General features: G+C 39.1%; 22 protein-coding genes. 4 read left to right on the top strand and 18 right to left on the bottom strand.

What is annotated here, in order from left to right:
- Positions 1 to 11: 11 nt before the first annotated feature.
- The 3 genes from clpB to rluD all read right to left on the bottom strand — a co-directional run bounded on the left by clpB (position 12) and on the right by rluD (position 4393).
- Entirely contained in the window at positions 12 to 2588 is a 2577-nt protein-coding gene (clpB, locus tag I6F47_RS13500; RefSeq protein WP_007581388.1) for an ATP-dependent chaperone ClpB, read from the bottom strand.
- A 96-nt stretch (positions 2589 to 2684) separates the two neighbouring features.
- The gene (pgeF, locus tag I6F47_RS13495) at positions 2685 to 3416 is read right to left on the bottom strand and encodes a peptidoglycan editing factor PgeF (RefSeq protein ID WP_197184010.1); all 732 of its coding nucleotides are present in this window, start codon (positions 3414 to 3416) and stop codon (positions 2685 to 2687) included.
- Positions 3416 to 4393: a 23S rRNA pseudouridine(1911/1915/1917) synthase RluD gene (rluD, locus tag I6F47_RS13490; RefSeq protein ID WP_007581384.1), complete on the bottom strand. Its 978-nt coding sequence runs from the start codon at positions 4391 to 4393 to the stop codon at positions 3416 to 3418. The genes pgeF and rluD overlap by 1 nt, the downstream gene beginning before the upstream one ends.
- A gap of 141 nt (positions 4394 to 4534) precedes the next feature.
- Between rluD and I6F47_RS13485 the strand changes: the two genes are divergently transcribed.
- Positions 4535 to 5299 (top strand): outer membrane protein assembly factor BamD, encoded by a 765-nt coding sequence (locus tag I6F47_RS13485; protein ID WP_007581382.1) that lies wholly within the window; start codon positions 4535 to 4537, stop codon positions 5297 to 5299.
- A 47-nt stretch (positions 5300 to 5346) separates the two neighbouring features.
- On the opposite strand, the gene glnB is transcribed toward I6F47_RS13485, so the two are convergent.
- On the bottom strand, positions 5347 to 5685 hold the full coding sequence (gene glnB, locus I6F47_RS13480; protein ID WP_002962211.1) for a nitrogen regulatory protein P-II: 339 nt from the start codon (positions 5683 to 5685) through the stop codon (positions 5347 to 5349).
- A 160-nt stretch (positions 5686 to 5845) separates the two neighbouring features.
- Here glnB and I6F47_RS13475 point away from each other — a divergent pair, with 160 nt between their 5' ends.
- Together I6F47_RS13475 and I6F47_RS13470 are read left to right on the top strand one after the other, a co-directional pair.
- Positions 5846 to 6397 (top strand): GspH/FimT family pseudopilin, encoded by a 552-nt coding sequence (locus I6F47_RS13475; protein WP_197184009.1) that lies wholly within the window; start codon positions 5846 to 5848, stop codon positions 6395 to 6397.
- Positions 6398 to 6476: 79 nt separating this feature from the next.
- Positions 6477 to 7007, top strand: a complete 531-nt coding sequence (locus I6F47_RS13470; RefSeq protein WP_024589415.1) for a GspH/FimT family pseudopilin — start codon at positions 6477 to 6479, stop codon at positions 7005 to 7007.
- Positions 7008 to 7013: 6 nt separating this feature from the next.
- On the opposite strand, the gene I6F47_RS13465 is transcribed toward I6F47_RS13470, so the two are convergent.
- The 13 genes from I6F47_RS13465 to murJ form a co-directional block, all read right to left on the bottom strand.
- Positions 7014 to 7430, bottom strand: coding sequence for a type IV pilin protein (locus I6F47_RS13465; RefSeq protein WP_024607276.1), 417 nt, complete (start codon positions 7428 to 7430; stop codon positions 7014 to 7016).
- 9 nt (positions 7431 to 7439) lie between these two features.
- Positions 7440 to 10622 (bottom strand): pilus assembly protein, encoded by a 3183-nt coding sequence (locus I6F47_RS13460; protein ID WP_197117875.1) that lies wholly within the window; start codon positions 10620 to 10622, stop codon positions 7440 to 7442.
- Between the two features lies 1 nt (position 10623).
- Positions 10624 to 11127, bottom strand: coding sequence for a hypothetical protein (locus I6F47_RS13455; RefSeq protein WP_024589418.1), 504 nt, complete (start codon positions 11125 to 11127; stop codon positions 10624 to 10626).
- Positions 11115 to 12110, bottom strand: coding sequence for a PilW family protein (locus I6F47_RS13450; protein WP_197184008.1), 996 nt, complete (start codon positions 12108 to 12110; stop codon positions 11115 to 11117). Before I6F47_RS13450 ends, I6F47_RS13455 begins: the two co-directional genes overlap by 13 nt.
- 1 nt (position 12111) lies before the next feature.
- Positions 12112 to 12672, bottom strand: coding sequence for a type IV pilus modification protein PilV (gene pilV, locus I6F47_RS13445; protein WP_197101531.1), 561 nt, complete (start codon positions 12670 to 12672; stop codon positions 12112 to 12114).
- Positions 12673 to 12855: 183 nt separating this feature from the next.
- The gene (locus tag I6F47_RS13440) at positions 12856 to 13557 is read right to left on the bottom strand and encodes a LytR/AlgR family response regulator transcription factor (protein WP_197101529.1); all 702 of its coding nucleotides are present in this window, start codon (positions 13555 to 13557) and stop codon (positions 12856 to 12858) included.
- Complete coding sequence (locus tag I6F47_RS13435; RefSeq protein WP_010555108.1) at positions 13554 to 14588, bottom strand: sensor histidine kinase; 1035 nt, start codon at positions 14586 to 14588, stop codon at positions 13554 to 13556. Before I6F47_RS13435 ends, I6F47_RS13440 begins: the two co-directional genes overlap by 4 nt.
- Positions 14589 to 14627: 39 nt before the next feature.
- Entirely contained in the window at positions 14628 to 15557 is a 930-nt protein-coding gene (gene ispH, locus I6F47_RS13430; protein WP_007581370.1) for a 4-hydroxy-3-methylbut-2-enyl diphosphate reductase, read from the bottom strand.
- Complete coding sequence (gene fkpB / locus I6F47_RS13425) at positions 15557 to 15997, bottom strand: FKBP-type peptidyl-prolyl cis-trans isomerase (RefSeq protein WP_002958231.1); 441 nt, start codon at positions 15995 to 15997, stop codon at positions 15557 to 15559. The genes ispH and fkpB overlap by 1 nt, the downstream gene beginning before the upstream one ends.
- Positions 15994 to 16494: a signal peptidase II gene (gene lspA, locus I6F47_RS13420; RefSeq protein ID WP_007376920.1), complete on the bottom strand. Its 501-nt coding sequence runs from the start codon at positions 16492 to 16494 to the stop codon at positions 15994 to 15996. The genes fkpB and lspA overlap by 4 nt, the downstream gene beginning before the upstream one ends.
- Positions 16495 to 16506: 12 nt before the next feature.
- Positions 16507 to 19335 (bottom strand): isoleucine--tRNA ligase, encoded by a 2829-nt coding sequence (ileS, locus tag I6F47_RS13415; RefSeq protein WP_007581369.1) that lies wholly within the window; start codon positions 19333 to 19335, stop codon positions 16507 to 16509.
- 5 nt (positions 19336 to 19340) lie between these two features.
- Positions 19341 to 20291, bottom strand: a complete 951-nt coding sequence (gene ribF / locus I6F47_RS13410; RefSeq protein ID WP_197184007.1) for a bifunctional riboflavin kinase/FAD synthetase — start codon at positions 20289 to 20291, stop codon at positions 19341 to 19343.
- Between the two features lie 84 nt (positions 20292 to 20375).
- Positions 20376 to 21914 (bottom strand): murein biosynthesis integral membrane protein MurJ, encoded by a 1539-nt coding sequence (gene murJ, locus I6F47_RS13405; RefSeq protein WP_374703123.1) that lies wholly within the window; start codon positions 21912 to 21914, stop codon positions 20376 to 20378.
- Between the two features lie 295 nt (positions 21915 to 22209).
- Between murJ and rpsT the strand changes: the two genes are divergently transcribed.
- A complete protein-coding gene (rpsT, locus tag I6F47_RS13400; protein ID WP_002958225.1) occupies positions 22210 to 22470 on the top strand; it encodes a 30S ribosomal protein S20 in 261 nt (86 codons plus the stop codon).
- 75 nt (positions 22471 to 22545) lie between these two features.
- Here the strand turns inward: rpsT and I6F47_RS13395 are convergent, their stop codons facing one another.
- A complete protein-coding gene (locus I6F47_RS13395) occupies positions 22546 to 22929 on the bottom strand; it encodes a response regulator (RefSeq protein ID WP_002958224.1) in 384 nt (127 codons plus the stop codon).
- Between the last annotated feature and the right edge of the window lie 14 nt (positions 22930 to 22943).

Raw genomic sequence — 22943 nt, 5'->3', positions numbered from 1 at the left:
ATTATTTACAATTAACGCTTGGAAAATACCAGAGAGTCGTCATTTGCATCAATAACGATCACGCAACCTGGTAAGTAGTCTCCATTGAGTAACTTTTGTGCCAGCGGGTTTTCAATCGTTTGTTGAATAGCACGCTTAAGCGGACGTGCACCGTACACAGGATCAAACCCACTTTCTGCTATTCGCTCAAGAGCAGCATCGCTTATTTCAAGCAGATATCCCATCTCAGTTAAACGCTCACGTAATTTCATTAACTGAATATCAGCTATTTCTTTTATATGCTCGTTTGCTAACGGGTGGAACACGACAGTCTCGTCTATACGGTTAATAAATTCAGGCCTAAACTCATTAATTAATACTTCCATTACTTTAGCTTTAAGGGTCGTGTAATCATTATTACCCGCTTGCTCTTGGATAATATCTGAGCCTAGATTTGAGGTCATGATAATAACGGTATTTTTAAAATCAACGGTTCTACCCTGCCCGTCAGTTAATCGGCCATCATCTAATACTTGCAGTAAAATATTAAACACATCAGGATGCGCCTTTTCTATTTCATCAAGCAATATCACTGAGTAAGGTTTACGACGAACAGCTTCTGTTAAATAACCGCCCTCTTCGTAACCCACGTAACCTGGAGGAGCCCCTACTAGACGTGCGACTGAATGTTTTTCCATAAACTCAGACATGTCGATACGCACCATGGCATCTTCGGTATCAAACATAAAACCAGCCAGTGCTTTTGTCAGCTCGGTTTTACCCACACCAGTTGGACCTAAAAATAAGAAAGAACCAATAGGACGATTAGGATCTGCAAGCCCGGCACGTGAGCGTCGTATTGCGTTAGAAACAGCAACAACCGCTTCATCTTGCCCTATTACTTTACTGTGTAACTTATCTTCCATTTGCAGCAGCTTTTCACGCTCACCTTGTAGCATTCTTGCAACAGGAATTCCTGTCCAGCGAGACAGTATTTCAGCAATTTCATCCTCACCTACTTGGTTTTTAAGCAGAGTCATTTCTTGCATTTCGGCTTGTGAGGCTAAATCAAGTTTTCGTTCAAGTTCTGGAATTCGCCCATATTGCAGCTCTGACATACGCTGTAAATCACTTGCTCTTCGCGCTACATCTAAATCTAATCTTGCTTGTTCAAGCTCGGCTTTAATTACTTGCGTGCCTTGAAGTGATGCTTTTTCAGCATTCCATATCTCGTCTAGCTCACGATATTGCCCATCAAGGTCGGTGATCAACTCTTGCATTTCAGCTCGGCGTTTTTGACTTGCTTCGTCTTTTTCTTTCGCTAGCGCATTATCTTCTAACTTTAGCTGGATGATACGGCGTTCAAGCTTGTCTAACGATTCTGGTTTGGAGTCAATTTGTAATCGAATTGAAGAACCCGCTTCATCTATTAAATCAATCGCTTTATCGGGTAACTGACGGTCACTAATGTAACGATGAGATAACTGCGCCGCAGCAACAATCGCGGGGTCAGTAATTTCTACTGAATGATGTAACTCATATCGCTCTTTTAAGCCACGTAATATTGCAATGGTATCTTCAACAGATGGCTCTTCAATAAGTACCTTTTGGAATCGACGCTCAAGAGCTGCGTCTTTTTCTATATATTTACGGTATTCATCAAGCGTGGTTGCGCCAACACAGTGTAATTCGCCGCGTGCTAATGCTGGCTTTAACATATTGCCTGCATCCATGGCGCCGTCACTTTTTCCTGCACCTACAATAGTATGTATTTCATCAATAAATAAAATGACTTGGCCTTCTTCTTTAGCCAATTCGTTTAATACTGATTTTAAACGTTCTTCAAATTCGCCACGGTATTTAGCACCCGCAACTAACGCCCCTAAATCAAGTGATAGTACGCGTTTATTTTTTAATCCTTCAGGTACTTCACCATTAATAATACGCTGTGCTAACCCCTCGGCGATTGCTGTTTTACCAACACCTGGTTCACCGATTAATACAGGGTTATTTTTAGTGCGGCGTTGTAGTACCTGAATCGTGCGGCGAATTTCGTCATCGCGACCAATAACGGGGTCAAGCTTACCTTGCTCTGCTCGCTCAGTTAGATCAATCGTGAATTTCTCAAGCGCTTGACGTGTTTCTTCGGCATTTGGGTCATCAACTTTTTGACCGCCGCGAATCGCTTTAATTGCAGTTTCAATTTTAGTCGAGGTAATATTTAACGACCTAAATATATCGCCAAGTGGACCTTTATCATCGCATGCCGCCAGTACAAATAATTCACTTGAAATATATTTGTCTTTGCGTTTTTGCGCGTACTTATCACATAGATTAATAAGTGATGCCATATTGTTTGATAGCTGGACGTCGCCACCTACACCTTCTACTTTAAATAATTTTTCTATTTCTTGTGAAAGCTTGGTGTTGAGTTCGTCAGCGCTGACACCCGTTTGTGCAAATAATGCACGTACACTAGAGCCACTTTGCTTTAGTAGTGAATACATTAAATGTACGGGTTCAATAAATTGATGATCGCGACCAAGGGCTAGCGATTGCGCATCAGAAAGCGCAGATTGAAATTTACTTGTAAATCTATCTAAACGCATGGTGTTACCTATTAAATAATCTAATTGCTTAATTAATGGGTATGTTTAGGTGTTTGTTCAAGGTGTAGGGGGAAATATAATGATTAAAGATGTGAATTACTTGCGCCAGATCAAACTAGCCATACGTCCAGTTTGTCCATCTCGCCGATAAGAAAAAAATAAGTCACTTTGAGAGACTGTGCAGTAGTCGCCACCCGTAATATTTTTAACGCCTTGCTGGGTAAGTAAAGTACGCGCAATACCATAGATATCAGCAAGATATTTACCATTAGTTTGTAGTGTAAATGCTTGAATAAATAAAGGGGACCTTTTTTGAAATAACTCAAACACTTCAGCCCCAACCTCAAATCGAGTTGGCCCAATTGCAGGCCCTAACCACGCATTTATATTTTCACACTTTGAGCTAAAACATTCCAAAGTATTTTTAATAATTCCCTGCTCAAGTCCTCGCCAGCCGCCATGTATAGCTGCAACTTCTTTTTCATCATCACTGACTAATAAAATAGGTAAACAATCGGCGGTCATTATAGCCAAAGGCTGATTTAATAACTGAGTATAAAGCGCATCAGCATCGTGTAACTCATCAAAATCAAAATGTTCATCAACAATAACAACATTAGAGCTATGAATTTGATTTAGCCACACGGCAGGTTTAGGTAGGAGATTTGTTAATAATGAGCGGTTTTTTGATACATGATTTTGATTATCACCAACATGGAATCCCAAATTAAAACTTTTAAATGGGATTTTTGAAACACCACCTCCACAAGTAGTACTTAACGTTCCTACTTTATGAAGGTTTTGCCATGTAGCTGACAATAAGTGCATTATCTATCGATATCAGGATTAGCTTTAGTATCTTCACGTAATGCGAGTGTCATAGCAACCATATCGTCTGGGATAGGTGCTTGCCATGTCATCATTTCACCCGTGATTGGATGCGCAATACTCAATTTTACAGCATGAAGTGCTTGGCGTCTAAAGCTACGAAGTAACTCAAATAACTCAGGTGTTGCACCTTTAGGTGGACGCGGACGGCCGCCATAAGATTGATCGCCAATTAGCGGGTGATTTAAATGTGCCATGTGCACGCGAATTTGATGCGTACGACCTGTTTCTAAGCGCAGGCGTAAACGAGTATGAGCACGGAATTTTTCAGCAACACGGTAATGTGTAATTGCCGGTTTACCCAGCTCATGTACTGCCATATGCGTACGCTGAGTCGGATGGCGGCCAATCGCTTTTTCAACCATACCACCTGCGGTCATAGTACCATTACACAGTGCTTCATATTCACGCGTGAAGTTTTCACGCTTTTGTAGCGCTGTTACTAAATGCGTTTGTGCTGGAATCGTTTTAGCTACAACCATTAAACCGGTCGTGTCTTTATCTAAACGATGCACAATACCCGCGCGTGGTACGTTAATTATTTCAGGGTAGTAATGTAGTAATGCGTTTAGCACTGTTCCATTAGGGTTACCCGCACCAGGGTGAACCACTAGGCCCATTGGTTTATTAATTACCAAAATATCATCGTCTTCATAAACAATGTTTAATTTGATATCTTGTGCTTCGTATTCGCGTGGTGCTTCAATTGTTGTTTCAACACTTACAACTTCACCACCTAGTAGCTTTTCGCGTGGAGTGTTGAAAATTTCACCGTCTACGGTGATTTTATCATCCAATATCCACGTTTTTATACGAGAACGTGAATAATCAGGGAACAATTGTGCTAATACTTGGTCTAGACGTTTACCACCTAATTCGGTTGGAACGTCGGCTTGAAGAGAAATTTGCTCTGACATTAGTAACTTTACCCAATTTACCAGTGCAAGCTTTGCTCGACTGGGTTAGAATCGCTTTTAATAAAAGCATAATATAATACGCATAGTTTACTCGGTTTTACCGACTTGGCCTAGCCGAAGACATCGAAGGTAACAAATAAAATGATAAATAAAATAGGGAAACGTGCATTTGCCATTGTTTTTTCAGTTTCTGTACTTAGTTTAGGCGCTTGTTCGTCTGCTCCAGACCAAGAAGACATTCAACGTGTACCGAATAAGTCTGCACACGCTTTATATGAAGATGCAAAAGAAACACTAGATTCTGGTTTATATGCTCGCGCAATTGAACTTTTGAGTGCAATAGATTCTCGCTACCCGTTTGGCCCATTCTCTAAACAAGTACAAATGGACTTAGTGTATGCACATTACCAATCAGGTAATACTGAACAAGCACTTGCAACCATTGACCGCTTTATTCGCTTAAATCCAAACCATAAAGACCTAGATTACATGTATTACATGCGTGGTTTAGTAAACATTAAAGCAGATAAAAATGCGTTCCAAGAGTACTTTGGTGTAGATAGAGCTGATAGAGATGCAAACCGTACACGTGTTGCATTTACCGATTTATCGACACTAGTAAAACGCTTTCCGAAAAGTGATTACGCGCCTGAAGCTAAGCGTCGTTTAGTATGGCTTTTAAATCGTATGGCACGTTATGAATTAAAAGTAGCCACTTACTATTATGAGCGTGAAGCTTATTTAGCTGCTGCTAATAGAGGTAAGTTTGTTGTTGAACACTACTCACAAAGCAGTTACTTGGATCCCGCGCTTGAAATGATGGAAAAAAGTTACGACCAATTAGGTTTAACTGAGCTTAGTGAGCACGCAAAGCAAACACGAAGACTAAATAAAAGAACTAAATAAACAAAAAGGCGCTTAGTAAGCGCCTTTTTACTGCGTAGAAGAAAATCTTAAATAGCTTCTTCATCTTCCTCAGCAGTACGAATACGTATTACACGCTCAACATCAGTGACAAATATTTTACCGTCACCGATTTTTCCTGTTTGTGCCGTTTTTACAATAACTTCAATTGCACGGTCTACATCTTCATCAGTCAATACAATATCAAGTTTTACTTTAGGTAAAAAATCAACCATATACTCTGCGCCACGATATAACTCAGTGTGACCTTTTTGACGTCCAAAGCCTTTAACTTCGCTTACCGTCATACCTGTAATACCTACATCCGACAACGCTTCACGCACATCGTCTAACTTAAAAGGTTTGATAATTGCTTCTATTTTTTTCATATTAATTACTTTTGAAAGCTCCAGTTGCCTCGATTTTAGACAATCATGATGTTCATAGCAAACAAAGCGATTGAATTACGGTGATAAAACAACCGATCATGGTATAATTTATTGTATAAAAATAGCGATACTTAAATGACTAGCAGTAAATGAGATTAATATGAAAAATAAACAAAACGGATTCACTCTTTTAGAACTCATGGTAACCGTTGCTATCGTTGGGATCATTGCATCCATTGCGATTTGGAATAGCAGCGATATGCTAGAAGAAAATAGAGCTGAGAATTTTTTGTTGGAATTAAAAAGAAGCATTACTTATGCACGCTCTCAAGCGGCAAGTACGGATGAAATAGTTATTTTATGTCCCGCACAAGAAGGCGCTATTAAACAAGCTAAAAATGAGTTTGAATGTGAACCAGAATGGGACACGAATAAAATCATTGTTGTTTTTGTTGATGCTGATAACAATGGAAGTTATAACGTAGCTAACGATGCCTTGTTGAGAGTTATAGAGGATATTCCTGCAACTGATAGCCTTAGTTATAGTGGTAACGAGACAAGTCTTCGTTTTAATACCAGTGGTCGTATTACAACAAATCCGGGAGACTTTATCTATTGCCCTAATAGTGATAATGAAAATAACAAAGCTTTAACAGTATCTCAATCTGGTACTTCTTTTTATACTGGTGATACAGCTCAGACTTGCGGTTAAAAAACATACAAATTAATCTTGTCATATTTGTATCATTTACTAGACTGAGTTAATCATTTATTAACTCAGGTCTTCAAGGATGAGATTATCAATATCAAAAAACAAGGGAGTGACACTTCTTGAATTAATGGTTTCAATTGCTGTTGTCAGTGTAATCAGTCAATTATCGATGTGGTTTTATCCAGACTTCTTGGCTAAAAACCGATTAGATAACCATGTGAATCTACTACACCGAAATATAAATTATGGCCGTCTTTACGCAATTGAAAATGGTACTTACGTCACGCTTTGCGCACTAAAAGGCAGTCAATGCACAAAGGACGAGTGGGATGGTCAAATGTCACTATTTATCGACAAAGATAAATCAACGACTCTAGATGATGATGAGTTACTCTTAAGCACTTTCGAGGATGTTCATGATGCTGATACTTTAGAGTATCCGCGCAACGCCATTACATTTCGTCCAGATGGTTCTTTAAATGGTTTTCAAAATGGGACTTTTATATATTGCCCCAATAGCGATAAAGCCAATCTCGAAGGATTGGCTTTATCTGTAAGTCAAACGGGTAGAATTCGCATCAAATCAACTGATAAGTGTCAGAAGAAGTAATCTAGGCTATCGACCCCAGCAATAGTCAACATCTGAGTCTCCTTTAGACCCTTTTGCACCTTTGAGGCCTGTGTCAGTAATTGTAAGCTCTTTACAATCATTATCGCCTTTTACAGCACCGTCTATAGGTTTAGCTGTAATAGTGAAGGTATTGCTATCGACTACCTTTATGGATAGCTCAAAATGGCCATTTTCGGTTTTACTTTGCAATCCTAAATCAGTAAATGTCTCTGTATATTCCCTATTATCGACAAAATATTGCTCTTCCTTGTTTGCAGCATCTAACAATGCTGCAGCAGCTTCAGCGCGCGAAGCACGCTTTACATATTCAGTATAGTTAGGCAGCGCAATTGAAGCGAGTATGCCGACGATAGCAACGGCTATCATCAGCTCAATTAAGGTAAACCCGTGTTGTTTTTTCATCTAATTTCCTTAATTATTAACTTCGTCATTTTCTTCACGTTTATAGATATATGTTTGTTGGGTTTTAAAGCCAAACCCTACTGTATTGTCATTAACCAACACAACTTTACCATCGACAACAGTTAAACCAGGACCTTTTATTTCTACAGGTTTCATTGGATTTTCCGCATTTTCACCTTTAATACCAGGCCCAATTAAATAAAACTGACTTTCTTGTATTACGTCAACTGTTGGGTCGTCATCACATTTACCATCGCCATTACCATCTACACATGAAGGGCTTTCACCAAAGTATAACTGAGGTGTGTCTGGTACATCATAGCTGGTTGTAAATTTAAGGTCGTCATACACCTTAGTACCGTAATGTAAGTGAAAAGCGTATAAAGAACCACCACCACCACTTAGCGAACATTGATTTTCAGTCGATGTATCTGATGCAGGTGTGAAGCTTGTAAAATAGGCAACACCTCCAACAACTGTGGCAGCAGCTAGCGACTTTTCACCCGTTCCTAACTCATATCTCCAGCCATTAAATTTAGCCAAGTCTACTTCTAAGTCAACAAAATCATCAACGTCATCTAGAGCATTGCCAAATGGGTCTGAATTCATTTGCATCAAATCAGCAGGCACAATAGTATCTGGTGCATTCGTTTTATACGATTTAGTAACCGTATTTTCATCTCTGATCATAAACAATTGATCTTTTTCATTGGTGCCGGTTGGTTTTGAGCGATTACCACTGCCGATAACTATCGCATCATACGGTGTATCTAAGCGTGTTATAACGGTGCTACCATTAACTGTTGACTCGCTTACTTTACTATAAATTGTACGTGCTACGAGTGGTTTATAGAAAAAGCGTCGGTCCTCAGTTGCTTTATTACTACCAAGCTCAGCTAATTTAAAGTGGCTAAACTCGCTAGTATTACTACCAGGCATATCTATACGCCAAATATCTCCACCTGTATCTGCCGCATAAATTCGGTCTATATATCCATCATAATCTGAGTCAAGCGTGGTTATATCTGCAGCAATACTATGCTTACCTTTAAAGCCATTAATATCGGGTGTTAATGCCCATACTCTTTTACCTGTTTCGGCTTCAACAATATAGATACCTCGCCCTGTACTATCTTCACTACGGATAGCTGCGTCTTTATTAGTATCATAACCAGCACCAAAAACTAATAAGGGTTTATCCCCAAATGCTTTAATGTAGGCTATTTGTGGCTTTGACCAGGTTTGTGCAAGCTCTTTAAAATCACCTTTACCACCTTCGATTGGAGCGTCCCATAATTTTTTCGGTATGTTCGGATTTGTTATATCAAGTCCGTAGTAATTTTTACCACCGCGACGCATCCCCGCAAAAGCCCACACTTTATCGTCGCCACTCGCATCAATAATACCGTCATTTAAACCATCACTATTTAAGTTTTTATTATCAAAATAAATACTAATAGGACCGTCCACACCATATACTTTCGTATCGGCTTGATTTTCACGTAGAGGTTCAATAATGTTGTATAAAGCAGACGGTATAAATGCCCAACTTTCACTTACACTATCATCTGAATCCTTAAACATATGTAAAAAGCCAGCATTAGTTCCTATCAAAACTCGAATATCATCATTACCATAATCGATTGCAACAGGTTTAGAATGCAGAGGGTCACCAAAAATATCTTTGCGCTGGTCAACGCTAGACCCATCGCCATCTTCATCATCAACGTCTATACCCATTGCCCATTTGATATCATTACTCGATAAGCTTAGCGGATTGTTATCGACTAAATTGAGAATATCACTCACAACTGAGGTATTAAAATTTACTATAGCTCCCTGATTGTCAGTGTATAAATTACGGCTATCTGAATCTAATGTCGTTAAATGAAGGTTCACACCACCTTGTGCAACTAAGTTACCATCCGCTGGCTCCCCACTTGGCAACCAAAATGTTTCTGCATTTTCGTCAATTAAGCCATTCTCATCAAGTGCCGACAATCCTTTTGAATCAACAATTTGATTCCCTGATACTTTCAGTTTTTTTAAGTTTCCACGCCAACGAGCACCGGTTTCAGGGTAAAACATGGCAAAATAAACAGCATCCCGGCTACGAGTTTGATCTACATTATTACTCGCAACTGAAGGCGATGAAAAACTATCATTTACTTCTCTAATTCTTGAAATAGTATTTTTTAATGCTTCAGATAAAGCTTCTGAAGTTCGCGCCTCTAAGTACTGGCCTCCACCAACTGATGCAGCTTTCTCTAGTAAGTCGATACCGCCCTCGCTCATTCCTGTGCCAAAGCCAATGGTAAAAACTCTACCAGTATCTAGCACATCACTTGTATCAGAGTATAAATCTACTTTTGTATTATTTGTTCCATGTATTATTTTTGATAGAGCAACTAAATAGCTATTAGAATAATCACCGCTCACAAAAGGGATTGAATCATTAAATAAATTATTATGTACACTTTTAATCTGATCATCACGACCATCATCGTTAGTAGGGTCTCCATCAGTCATCAAAATAATATTAATTGAGTTATCGCACCTGAGAGGATCTCCTGATTCCTTTTTAAATGGTGACTTATAAGTTCCATTAGCATCGGCTGCTTTATCTCTGCTGTTAATACCATACCCATAATAAAGGCTTTGCCCAGTAATATACCTATACGCCTCCCATAATGTTTCAGTTAAAGGAGTTGCACCACTTGCAGGCAAATCGTCAACTTCATTAAGTAAAGTGTTTTTGTTAGCACCAAGCCTTGCTAGTACATAGCCACCTGAACTTTCTCTAAATCTCATTAAACCAAAATCAATATCATCATTATCGGTAATAAGTTGGCTAACAGCGTTTTTTGCTACTAATAAGCGGCTATCTTCACAAACAGCTTGTGCATATCCGTTTACAGACTTGTAACATTGCTGTGTGTAACTAAAGTAAGTCTGACTTTTAAAACAATCTGATGTATAAAACTGTCCATTTTGATATCGACGATAACACTGGCCTCCATCTACAACATCCCAGGCCATACTCCCAGAGGTATCAAATATCATTAACACTCTTGGATTTTCGTCTGTCTCTACATCATGATTTACATAAAGCTCAATATCCTCAGCGAATACCGACATACTTATTGTTAAGCCAAGCAAAGAGGCTAACACTTTGTTTAATTTAAATTTCATCTTAAATCCCCTTGCTTACGCTGGCCATTTCTTGTGCTATACCTGTAACAATAGTTAGTTCATGCTTACTTTTAGATCCATATTCTATTGTGGTGGCAACCTGTAACATATTGCACGATATACCTGCAGTAAAATTAAAGCGTCGAGGACATTCTAAATCTAACGCCCCCTTGTTCAGGTTAGTCATTTTGCTTTGCATATCTGCATGATTTGCAATCACCATACCTTTGTCATCACCATCCGCGATTGCAGTTACTTCATCGGGAGTCAGGAAGAACTGATTATTAGCGCCTTGATTTGCCTCATCAGAGATCATGCGCTGCACTTCACCAATGAGTTCATTTTCGGCCACTTCGCGCTCTTGTGCTGCATTGGTAATTTTAATATCAATACTACTACTGCTCATAAGTGTTACAGCAATACCGGTCACTGCAATAACCATTATTAAAGCTGTAATTAGAACTACACCTTGCTGTTTTTTTTGTGATTGTTTTAAATACGCCATAAATTTGATCCAACATTATTTAATCGAATAGTAGTAGTGAACACAGTACGTCTGAAATTATCGGTAAATGTTAATACACGCTTATCTTCATCCTCACCTAACGTATAAGTTTGGTTTTTAATTTTAACTCCTGGGTCTGGCTGTAATGCGCGTATTAATAAAAAAACCTGAACAGTTAAAATACCTTTACGATTTTCCCAATCTGTATACTTCATATCTTGAATACTTCGGTAGGTATCTACACGATTATCACTGTTAGTATCAAGACCAAAAACAAACCGCATGTTCTCAACACCTTCCATAATAGTTTCTGTGTTGATATTTCCACCAACCAGGCGCTTTCTCATTAATGCAGGTACAGTTAAATTCTTATTATTAACTTTATAAGTTTGTTCTGATAGATAATAAACATGATGGCTGTAAGGCCAAACGGTTGCATTAACATTAAGAGTCGCACCGTTAACCGTTCCACGGAAAAATTGAGCTTTTTCTTGCTCAGCTACAAAGTAGTTTTCATCAGCCTGAGTCTCATTAGTTACTGTATTAACTGTTAAGCTCTTACCTTGTAAAAATTTTAATTGAATAATGTCAGTGCTTTTAATCGGATTATTTAGGCAGTTAAGCTCTTTTGATTCTCCAGCAACCTTTGCGTAAATAGTTCTAAAATTACTAGCTGTAGCAAAATCAGGAAAACTCCCATTATTTAATCCTTCAAAGCAGTCTGTTCCAGGGTTTGCTAGTGTATCTGTATTTACTGCAGTGAACGAATCGTCATAATAAGTTCCCCAAAAGCCAATTTGTTCAATATCACGTTGCATTATGTTAATTGCAAGGCGCCCTGATTCTTGAAGTTCACCAATAGTCATCGTATCTTTAGTGGTTACTTTCATACCTATATAGGTGAACATAACGCCACCTAGTATTAATCCACCAATAAATAATGAAATCATCATTTCTACAAGTGTAAAGCCTTTTTGCTTCATGTTAGCTCCTAAGGTAAATGTAACTAGTTAATACAACTAAGCGGCGCTTTTTGTCAGCCGTTCCACACTTTATTGCGCCAGTAGCATCATTTGCATTAAACTCTTGTCGACCTTGCCACGAAACAATTACTTCTAAATTAAATGCCTTACCACCCGAGCCAGCAACTACTGTAGGTGCAATACATACGGTAGCACCATCTAAAGACCCCGTATTTTCTCGAGCTCTTATAGCTCTTTTCCACTGCTCAAGATCTAAGGCCGCAACTTGCGCTGCGCTACAAGTATTTGTAAAGCACGTTTGCGAGGTTGTCGTTGCAGTTTCACTATCAAATGTTTGTGTGTACAGTCCCGCTATTTGAGGGGTATCGTTAGCACGGATACGCTGCACAATATCATTACCAAGTGCAACTGCAGCAGCGCGCTGCATAGAATCAAAGCTTGCTTGCTTTGCTTTTGCTTGCAGGGCAACTGCGCCTAAAAGGCCAAAACTAAGAATAATAAATGCAATTAACACTTCAATTAGAGTGAAGCCTCTTTGCACTTTTGTTTGAGATGACTGCATAGTAGAACCAAATAAAAATTATCTGATTATAAGTTTATGCTATTTATTTGAGGAATCAATGAGGACTAAGACAAGCGGTTATATTTGTTGATAAACGGTTAATTAAATCGGCTCATTCAACAAAACAGTAGTAATTAAATGTAAATGCATTTAAGTCAGAGGCAACTTAATTGCGAAATAAGTCTAAAGCGTATTTTTAACTAATTTAAGCTCGCGGCGGCTCACTGGCAATAACTCACTGCACCCTTGTAGCTCAATCATATGATTGCCATTCCCTTTTGAATGCAAGGCTATTACTTTTTGTTTATTCACTAAAGTATTGCGGTGAATTCGTAAAACATATGCGGGATATTGCAGCTCTAATTGCTTTAGGCTTTGCTCCAGTAAAGCCTCTCCACCTGAGAATATCATTTTGGTATATTTTTCTTCTGCACTAAAGTACAAAACATCATTTATATCAACACTACGTAGAGTACCCGCTAGCTGATAAGAGATTTTTACATTTTGTTGTTTTTGAATATGTACTTTATTTAAACGCCCAACTTGCTTAAGCACCTTTTGCAATGATTGCTCTGAAATAGGTTTAACTAAATAACCTGCAGCGCTTAATTGTAAAGCATCGAAGGCATGCTCAGGGTGAGCAGTTATAAAAACAATAGCAGGAGGTAGAGTTAAACTATTGAGCTCATTAGCAACTTGTAAACCATTCATACCAGGCATATCAACATCTAAAAAAATCAAATCCGGCGTTTGCTTTTTAGCAAGTACTAGGGCTTCATTACCATTACTTGCCTCACCTTGTACAACTATACTTTTATCATGTGTTAACAAACGGATTAAGCGAGATCTCGCAAGAGGTTCATCATCAACAATGAGTACATTCATACACTGCCCTCAATTAGCTTAGGGATAACGACCTTGACCCTAAACACATCATTTTTATTAGTAATTGTTAGCTGCGCTTTATTTTTATAATAAATATTTAATCGCTGGCGAATATTTTCAAGCGCCATTCCGTTATTAGGCCTAGTTTGAGCATTAGAAATTGTTATAGGGTTAGAAACAATCATGGTTATATAGCCGGTAGTGATATGTAGCTCTACTTTTATTTCTGCACCATGCTCACTTGTTTCAACGCCGTGGCATACCGCATTTTCAATTAATGGCTGCAGGGTTAAGCAAGGAATACTCAATGCGGGTAGTTCATTAGGTATTTGCCAATCAACTCTTAAGCGATTACCAAAACGCCACGTTTCAAGTGCGATATATTGCTTACTCAGCGTTATTTCATCTTCAAGAGATACATTCTTCCCCGAGTGCATTGCAGCCTGCGATAAGGCGGCTAATGCTAAAATAGCCTGTTCTGCCGCATCGGCATCATGATGAGTAAGTTCTGCAGCAGTGTTTAAACTATTATATAAAAAATGAGGACGTATTCTAGCTTGTAGGGCATCAAGCTCAGCACGAGAAAGCGCTTTAGTTTGCTGCTCTTTTTCAAAATGAATTAATAAAAACTGGACGAATAAAGCCGCCAGTAAAGCCACTATAATGCAATTGCGAAGTGTGAAATAAATTAGGTTATTTGTATCATCTATATCAAAAGCAAAATGAGAAAATAAAATACTAAAAATACAGGTAGATAATAAAAAAAAGGCAAAAAATAGACTTAATTGAAAAGTTTGAGTACGTTTTTGTAAGAAAAATCTACAGAAGTATAAAGAAGAGGTACCGACTAAAACAATTAAATGCATAAACAAACTAATGATCCCAAGTCGTAGCCAAATATCTCCTTCTACATTAGGTGCAAAAGCTAAAACAATAGCAATAACTTGAGAAACAATAAGCGTGGCTAATACGCCTCGCTCATTAAAAAGAGCCGAAAAAAGCAAACCATCATTTTGAAGTGACTTGCTCATAACGACTCTCCTTTAATCTAAATGTTTAATATATTTAAATTAACGTAGCTCTACAGGAACAGCAAATACTATATTTTCTACTTCACCTGGGTTCTCAACAACCTGTGTGCCACCAAGCTCTTTTAATCGGCTTATTACTTGTTGTACAAGTACTTCTGGCGCAGATGCTCCCGCAGTTACGCCAACTGATTTAGAGCCTGAAACCCACTGCTCTTGTACATCAGTTGCGTCATCAATTAAATAAGCAACTGTGCCCATTTTATCTGCAAGTTCACGTAAGCGATTAGAGTTAGAGCTATTTTTAGCGCCAACAACTAATAGCACATCAACTTTATCAGCTAAGTCACGAACAGCGTCTTGACGATTTTGCGTTGCATAACAAATGTCATCTTTACGAGGTCCGTCAATTGATGGAAACTTATTGCGTAGTGCATCAATAACATCTGCTGTGTCATCAACTGAGAGTGTTGTTTGGCTGCAATAAAAAAGATTTTCAGCATTTTTTACATTAAGCGCAACAACATCATCAACGGTTTCAACAAGATAAATGCCACCGGCTGAGTTATCATATTGTCCCATTGTTCCCTCTACTTCAGGGTGGCCATGGTGTCCAATTAAAATACACTCAATACCTTTACGACTCGCACGTGTAACTTCCATATGTACTTTAGTTACAAGCGGACACGTTGCATCAAATACTTTTAAATCACGACGTTTAGCTTCGCTGCGAACAGCTTGCGAAACACCATGTGCACTAAAAATAACAATGCTGTCGTCAGGTACTTGATCAAGCTCTTCAACAAATACCGCACCACGACTTTTTAATCCATCAACCACATAGCGGTTATGTACTACTTCGTGGCGCACATAAATTGGCTTTTCAAAAATATCTAGGGCGCGCTCAACAATACTAATAGCACGGTCAACACCAGCGCAAAAGCCGCGTGGATTAGCTAGTAATATTTCCATTAACCTTCCACCTCAATAATATCAACTTCAAACGTTAAACGTTGGCCAGATAAAGGGTGATTAAAATCAATCGTTACCGACTCACCTTGCACTTCGCGAACTAACCCAGGAAGCTCAGTACCGTCTGGTTGAGTAAACGCAATAATTGCACCTACCTTAGCTGGTGTTTCTGGGCCAAATTTACTACGGTCAACGTAGTAAATATTATCTGGATTTGGCTGACCAAACGCATCTTCAGGTTCTAATTCAAACGTTTTACTTTCGCCTGCAGTTAAACCTAATAAACACTTTTCGAAGTTTGCCGTTAAACTGCCATCGCCCATTGTTAATTTAGCAGGTTTGTTGTGCACCTTGGTAGAATCAGCGGCAGAGCCATCTTCTAATTTAATAGAAAAATGGAAAATAACTTGCGAGTTTTCACCAATTACAGCTTGGCTCATGCTTTATGCTCCTTCGGACTCTCGCCGGTAAAGGCATCAAATAACAATAATGCTGCGCCAATACAAATAGCGCAATCAGCAATATTAAATACAGGAAAATGTGAGTCTTTATAAAATACGTGAATAAAGTCGATTACATAACCATACGCAATACGATCGTATAAATTACCAATAGCGCCTGCAAGTACCAGAGCATAAGCACCGCATAGTACTTTGTTTGTTGCAGGTAAGCGTTTTAGCCACCACACAAGCAAAGCACTAATAGCAATGGCAATCGCACTTAAAAACCAACGCTGCCAACCACCCGCTTCACTTAAAAAGCTATAAGCAGCACCATAGTTATGCACATAAGTAATACTAAAAACAGGGAGTAAGTTTATCGACTCTTGATAAGCCATAGTCCCTACAACAAGTGTTTTACTGGCAAAGTCTATTACTAGTAGTAATAGACTCAACCAAAGCCACACTAAACCACTTTTTTGGGCTAGTTTGCTCACTAAGAATAACTCCTAAGCGAATTGACGCTTTTCGCCTTCGCCGTCAACATTACTTACACAACGACCACAAATTTCAGGATGAGCAGGGTTAACACCTACATCTTCACTGTAATGCCAACAACGCTCACATTTAGCAGCATCTGTTGCAGCAACACTAATGAATAAACCTTCAATTTCGGTAGTTTGTGTATCAGCTGGCTGACTATCAACTTCAGAAACATTTACGGCCGATGTTAATAATACAAAACGAAGTTCATCACCAAGCGCATTTAATTTAGCGGCAAGCTCTTTACCCGTGAATAAATTAACCGTTGCTTGAAGCGTTGCACCAATGACTTCTTCTTTACGTGCAGCTTCTAATAAACGGTTTACTTCGTCGCGTACTGTTAGAATTTCTAACCAGTCATCGTTACTAAATTGGCTATTTGTTGGCGCTTGTAAGCCATCATACCAAACAGATGTAAATACGTAGTCACTACGCTCACCCGGTAAAGCTTCCCAAATTTCTTGTGCGGTAAAGCTCATAATAGGTGCCATCCAACGCGTCATTGCTTCTGCAATATGATAAAGCGCTGTTTGACAAGAACGACGTGCATGGCTGTCACTCTTAGCTGTGTACTGACGATCTTTAATAACGTCTAAATAGAACGAACCAAGCTCACCCGTACAGAAGTTCATTAGCTTTTGCGTTACTAATAGCATTTGGTAGCTATCGTATGCGGCTAATATTTCGTCTTGCAACTGAGCAGCACGACCAACAATCCACTTATCAAGCTCAACCATATCATCAACAGCAACTTGATCAGTTTTTGGATCAAAACCATTTAGGTTAGCTAGTAAGTAACGGCTAGTGTTACGAATACGGCGGTAGCGATCGGCAGAGCGTTTAAATATTTCATCCGACACAGTCATTTCTGCCGTGTAATCGGTAGAGGCAACCCATAAACGTAGAATGTCGGCACCTAGTTTATTCATCACATTTTGTGGTGAAATAACATTACCTAGTGACTTAGACATCTTGCGGCCGTTTTCATCAACAGTAAAACCATGAGTCAATACTTGGCGGTATGGCGCATGACCATTAATAGCCACTGATGTCATCATTGATGACATAAACCAACCACGGTGTTGATCAGAACCTTCAAGGTATAAATCAGCTGGACCAACCAAGTCTTCGCGTGCGTCTACAACACATGCGTGTGAAACACCTGAGTCAAACCATACATCTAGCGTATCTTGCACTTTCATGTATTGCTTGGCATCTTCTTCACCAAGTAATGTAGCAGGGTCTAAATCGTACCATGCCTGAATACCAGATTTTTCAACTAGCTGTGCAGCTTGCTCAATGAGTTCTTGAGTATTTGGATGAAGTGCACCGGTATCTTTATCTGCAAACAATGCAATTGGCACACCCCAAGTACGTTGGCGAGATATACACCAATCTGGGCGGCTTTCAACCATGTTCGAAATACGGCTTTCGCCCCACTCTGGCAACCACTGCGTGTTTTTAATTTCTTTTAAAGAATCTTCACGCAAGTTAGCCTGATCCATACTTACAAACCATTGTGGTGTAGCACGGAAAATAATCGGTGTTTTATGGCGCCAACAATGTGGGTAACTATGAGTTATAGCATGATGATGCATTAATGCACCGTGCTCTTTTAATACTTCAATTACGCTCGCATTTGCTTTAAATACATGCTGACCTGCAAAAAGTTCAGTATCTGGTAAATAAACGCCATTAGCGCCAACAGGGTTAGCTACTTCAAGGTTGTAATTTAAACCAGCCACGAAATCTTCTTGACCATGCCCTGGTGCTGTATGTACAACACCGGTACCTGAGTCAGTCGTTACGTGTTCTGCAACAATCACTGGTACATTAAAATCATAAAAAGGATGGGCTACTTGTAAGTTTTCAAGTGCAGCACCCTTTACATAACCTAATACGTGGAAGTGATTAAAACCAAAGCGGTCCATTGCATCTTTAACAAGCTCAGAGCCTAAAATTAGACGTTGTTGTACGCCTTCATCTTCAACCTGCACCAATGCATATTCTAAATCGGCATGCACAGCCACTGCGCGGTTTGCTGGAAGCGTCCACGGTGTTGTTGTCCAAATAACAGTACCAACACTGCCTTCACCTTTATGACCATCAGCCAAATCAAATGCACTAACAACAGCATCTTGATCAACAAATGTAAAACGTACATCAATCGCTGGTGATTGCTTATCTTGGTACTCAACTTCAGCTTCTGCTAATGCAGAACCACAATCTGTACACCAATGCACAGGCTTAGCACCTTTATGCAAATGACCTTTTTCAATAATACGACCAAGTACACGAATTGCATTCGCTTCAAAGTCAAAGTTCATTGTTAAGTAAGGCTTATCCCAATCTGCAAATACGCCTAAACGTTTAAAATCAACTTTTTGACCTTCAACTTGTTTTTTAGCGTATGCACGGCATTTTTCACGAAACTCGCTCGCGGTTACTTTTACGCCCGGCTTGCCTACTTTTTTCTCAACCATTAACTCGATTGGTAAACCATGACAATCCCAACCTGGGACTAATGGTGAATCAAAGTCAGATAATGTTTTAGACTTAACAATAATGTCTTTTAATATTTTATTAACTGAGTGGCCTAAATGGATGTCGCCATTTGCATACGGAGGGCCGTCATGCAAAATAAAGGTCTTTTTACCTTTCTTAGCGCTGCGAATTTGACCGTACAGGTCGTCTTCATACCATGCTTTAAGCATTTTTGGTTCACGTTGTGCCAAATTGCCACGCATTGGAAACGGTGTTTCCGGTAAGTTCAAAGTATGTTTATAGTCGCTCATTTATCCTACATTCCGTCTCTATCGGCTACCTGATTTAAACCAAAACACTGCTTAGCGGCAGCAACATCAGTTGCTATTTGCGCCGTTAATTGTGTTAATGTCTCGAATTTTTTTTCATTGCGAAGTTTTTTTATTAACTCCACATGCATAAATTGTCCGTAAATATCCTGTGCAAAATCAAAAAGATGAACTTCTAATAATGCACGAGTTCCATTAAATGTCGGCTTATTGCCTACATTTGCAACTCCAAAAATCTGTTTTCCTGCAATCGTTGCTTGCACTGCAAACACCCCGTTGACAGGACACACTTGGCGTTTTAGGGCAATATTTGCCGTTCTAAAACCGAGTTCACGTCCTCTTTTCCAGCCGTGTATAACACGCCCAGAAATAGCATAATCGTGACCAAGCATTATTTTAGCACTTGCTAAGTCGCCAGATGCTAAAGCATCTCGTATTAAAGTACTGCTTACTCTAGCATTTAATTGACGAAAACTCGCGGTGCTTTTTACGTCCATGCCCGCTTGCTTGCCCATGCTAGCAAGTAAGTCAAAGTTACCTTGGCGCTGCTTTCCAAACTTAAAATCATCGCCAACAGTGAGAGCTTTAACACCTAACTTTTTAATCAAAATATCATTAACAAATTGCTCAGCATGCATGTTTGCAAATTGCTGATTAAAGCTAATGCAAATAACTCGCTCAATACCTAAATCACTAAGCAAACGTAGCTTATCTCGTAAGCGCGTTAGCCGTGCTGGGGCATTTTTTTTAGCAAAAAATTCTTGTGGCTGGGGTTCAAATAGCATTACAGTGCTAGACAAACTATGCGCTTTAGCATCAGTAAGTAAGCCTTTTAGTACTTCTGCGTGGCCTAAATGAACACCGTCAAAATTACCAATAGTTAACACACAACCAAAATGGTGTGGGCGAATATTGTGTATACCTCTAATTAACTCCATGCCACCTAATGCCTTGTTTAGCGAGCTATTAATTACGACTAAAAATTAATTAAAGCCGCAGAGTTGCCGATTATAATCTTTTTTTTAGTTTGATTCAGTAATTGCTACACTTTTTATCGTATTTAGTCTAACGCCCATCAAAAATAGCATTGCAAAGTAACTAATACCTGCCAAAGCCACGAGTGCTATTAATAAGACTACCTGCTGTGTAAAAGCCCATGTAGCCCAGTAATAGTAACTGCTCACAAACCATGTAACAGCTCCCATAACCATACTTGCAACAACACATTTAAGTGTAAAGCGCATACTCATTGATGAAAACTGATACACATTTTCTTTTTTAAGCTGCCTATACAGCAAAAATGCATTACAACTAGCCGATAGCGAAGTAGCGAGTGCTAACCCTAAATAACCAATGAAAGGAGCCAACATAATATTAAATACCATATTCAGTACCAAGGTAATAATACCAATACGCACCGGCGTTTTAGTGTCTTGACGAGCATAAAAGCCAGGAGCAAGTACTTTAATCAGCATAAAGCTTACAAGCCCTACTGAATATGCGACTACACCTAAACTTACTGCTTTAACATGATCAACACTGTCTTCTTTAAACGCACCGTGGTCGAACAATACGGTGATAATAAGCGGGCTGATGATCATTAGACCTATCATTGCTGGCAGGCCTAAAAATATAACAAAACGCACTCCCCAGTCGAGGGTATGCTGAAAGTCACTACTTTTTTTACTGCTATGTAACCTAGAGAGCGCCGGTAAAATAACTGTCGCAATACCAATACCAAATAAGCCCAATGGAAATTCAATTAAACGGTCTGAATAATAAAGCCATGCAATCGAGCCTGTCATCAGTAATGAAGCAATCATGGTATCAAGCAACAAATTAATTTGGCTAATAGATACACCAAACAAAGCAGGAAGCATAAGTTTACGTACTTTTTTTACGTTTTCGTCTTGCCATGCCCAGCGTGGACGCGCCAACATTTTTGCACGGTATAAAAATGGAAGTTGAAACAATAACTGCACAACGCCACCAATAAATACGCCAATTGCGAGTGAATAAGCCCCAACACTAAATTTATCATGTAAAAAAATTGCACATGTAATGATAGAAACATTGAGTAAAACAGGTGTAAATGCAGCAACAGCAAAACGGTTATACACGTTCATTACCGCACCACTAAGCGCAACTAAGCTTACAAAAAACAAATAAGGGAATGTAAATTTAAGTAATGAACTTGCAAGTTCAAACTTTTCGGCATTGGGTCCGCCCTGCCACCAATCTATAAACCAACCGGTGCCAAACAATGCTGCAATAACGGGTGAAGCAACAACACCTATAATAGTGACAATCAGTAAAATGGTTCCTAATGTGCCTGCTGCTTGTGCAACAAAAAGTCTGACCTTGTCGTCGCCTTGCTTTTCTTTAATTTCACTCAGCACAGGTACAAATGCTTGTGCGAAGGCACCTTCTGCAAATAAACGACGTAAAAAATTAGGAATACGGTTAGCAAATAAAAAAACATCAGCCGCCGCACTTGCGCCTAATAAATTGGCAACAACAGCATCTCGAACGAGCCCTAAAATACGCGATATCATAGTCATACAACTAACAATCATACCGGAGCGAAATAAACCTTTTGACACCTTAAACCTACTCAAAAATCCTCAAGATAAGCGATTATGCCACAGTCTTTTTTATAAATCGCTTTAAAGCACTAGGCTGGGGGTCTGTGCTTTGTTACAATGTCGGTATTAACTGCTAAAGCGGCAAATTGATGCTCGTTATATGGTGCAGTTTTTCTTGGATTGTTAAATTTAAATTGACATCCATGATAGAAACAGGCATATTCCACGGCCTTTAATTTAAGCTTTATTTTAAGATTGTTAGGAGCAAACCTTGGCTAACATCAAGTCTGCAAAAAAACGCGCTATCACAAGCGAAAAAAACCGTCAGCACAACGCAAGCCGTCGTTCAATGATGCGCACTTACTTCAAAAAAGTAATTGTTGCTATTGAAGCGGGCGATAAAGAAGCTGCACAGCAAGCTTTTTCTGTTGCTACACCTATCCTAGACCGTTACGCAACTAAGGGTCTAATTCACAAAAACAAAGCAGCTCGTCATAAGAGCCGTATAGCAGCTAAGATTAAAGCTCTATAATTTGTTTTTGATAGAATATAAAAAACCGGCTTTTGCCGGTTTTTTTTTGTTTAAATTTTAAATGTACTTACTTTATTAGACATTTTCTAAATCTGGATAAAACTTCTTAAGCATTGCCGCTATTTTTTTAGGTGTAAATGGCTTTACTACAAACCCTTTAGCGCCTTTATCAATTGCATCCTTAACATTCTCAATACCTGAATGTGCCGACACCATAACCACATTTGTCTCTGGGCTTAATTCATTGATTTGTGCAATCAAATCTTTACCATCACCGTCTGGCAATTCAATGTCTAAAAAAATGATATTATAATTTGCAGCTTGGCACTCACTAATACATTGTGAGGCAGTAGATGCTTCCTTTACGTTATCTATCCCTAAGTGCATGAGCGTTTGGCTCAAAAAACTACGCACTGTGCTAACGTCATCTACAATTAAAATTGATAGCTGCGTATTCATCTTTATTCCTCGTA

Source organism: Pseudoalteromonas sp. NZS37, assembly GCF_015864265.1.
GTDB lineage: Bacteria > Pseudomonadota > Gammaproteobacteria > Enterobacterales > Alteromonadaceae > Pseudoalteromonas > Pseudoalteromonas arctica.
Note: the sequence above shows the minus strand (reverse complement) of the source record. Positions and strands in the feature narration are given on the sequence as shown.

Bases quoted from the DNA above. Each gene is read 5' to 3' on its own strand.
- ispH (WP_007581370.1), bottom strand. From the start codon at position 15,557: ATGGAAATATTACTAGCTAATCCACGCGGCTTTTGCGCTGGTGTTGAC.
- I6F47_RS13440 (WP_197101529.1), bottom strand. From the start codon at position 13,557: ATGAATGTACTCATTGTTGATGATGAACCTCTTGCGAGATCTCGCTTA.
- ribF (WP_197184007.1), bottom strand. From the start codon at position 20,291: ATGGAGTTAATTAGAGGTATACACAATATTCGCCCACACCATTTTGGT.
- fkpB (WP_002958231.1), bottom strand. From the start codon at position 15,997: ATGAGCCAAGCTGTAATTGGTGAAAACTCGCAAGTTATTTTCCATTTT.
- I6F47_RS13470 (WP_024589415.1), top strand. From the start codon at position 6,477: ATGAGATTATCAATATCAAAAAACAAGGGAGTGACACTTCTTGAATTA.
- clpB (WP_007581388.1), bottom strand. From the start codon at position 2,588: ATGCGTTTAGATAGATTTACAAGTAAATTTCAATCTGCGCTTTCTGAT.
- I6F47_RS13435 (WP_010555108.1), bottom strand. From the start codon at position 14,588: ATGAGCAAGTCACTTCAAAATGATGGTTTGCTTTTTTCGGCTCTTTTT.
- I6F47_RS13465 (WP_024607276.1), bottom strand. From the start codon at position 7,430: ATGAAAAAACAACACGGGTTTACCTTAATTGAGCTGATGATAGCCGTT.
- pilV (WP_197101531.1), bottom strand. From the start codon at position 12,672: ATGCAGTCATCTCAAACAAAAGTGCAAAGAGGCTTCACTCTAATTGAA.
- I6F47_RS13485 (WP_007581382.1), top strand. From the start codon at position 4,535: ATGATAAATAAAATAGGGAAACGTGCATTTGCCATTGTTTTTTCAGTT.
- I6F47_RS13395 (WP_002958224.1), bottom strand. From the start codon at position 22,929: ATGAATACGCAGCTATCAATTTTAATTGTAGATGACGTTAGCACAGTG.
- I6F47_RS13475 (WP_197184009.1), top strand. From the start codon at position 5,846: ATGAAAAATAAACAAAACGGATTCACTCTTTTAGAACTCATGGTAACC.
- glnB (WP_002962211.1), bottom strand. From the start codon at position 5,685: ATGAAAAAAATAGAAGCAATTATCAAACCTTTTAAGTTAGACGATGTG.
- ileS (WP_007581369.1), bottom strand. From the start codon at position 19,335: ATGAGCGACTATAAACATACTTTGAACTTACCGGAAACACCGTTTCCA.
- I6F47_RS13460 (WP_197117875.1), bottom strand. From the start codon at position 10,622: ATGAAATTTAAATTAAACAAAGTGTTAGCCTCTTTGCTTGGCTTAACA.
- I6F47_RS13450 (WP_197184008.1), bottom strand. From the start codon at position 12,110: ATGAAGCAAAAAGGCTTTACACTTGTAGAAATGATGATTTCATTATTT.
- murJ (WP_374703123.1), bottom strand. From the start codon at position 21,914: ATGACTATGATATCGCGTATTTTAGGGCTCGTTCGAGATGCTGTTGTT.
- pgeF (WP_197184010.1), bottom strand. From the start codon at position 3,416: ATGCACTTATTGTCAGCTACATGGCAAAACCTTCATAAAGTAGGAACG.
- rluD (WP_007581384.1), bottom strand. From the start codon at position 4,393: ATGTCAGAGCAAATTTCTCTTCAAGCCGACGTTCCAACCGAATTAGGT.
- I6F47_RS13455 (WP_024589418.1), bottom strand. From the start codon at position 11,127: ATGGCGTATTTAAAACAATCACAAAAAAAACAGCAAGGTGTAGTTCTA.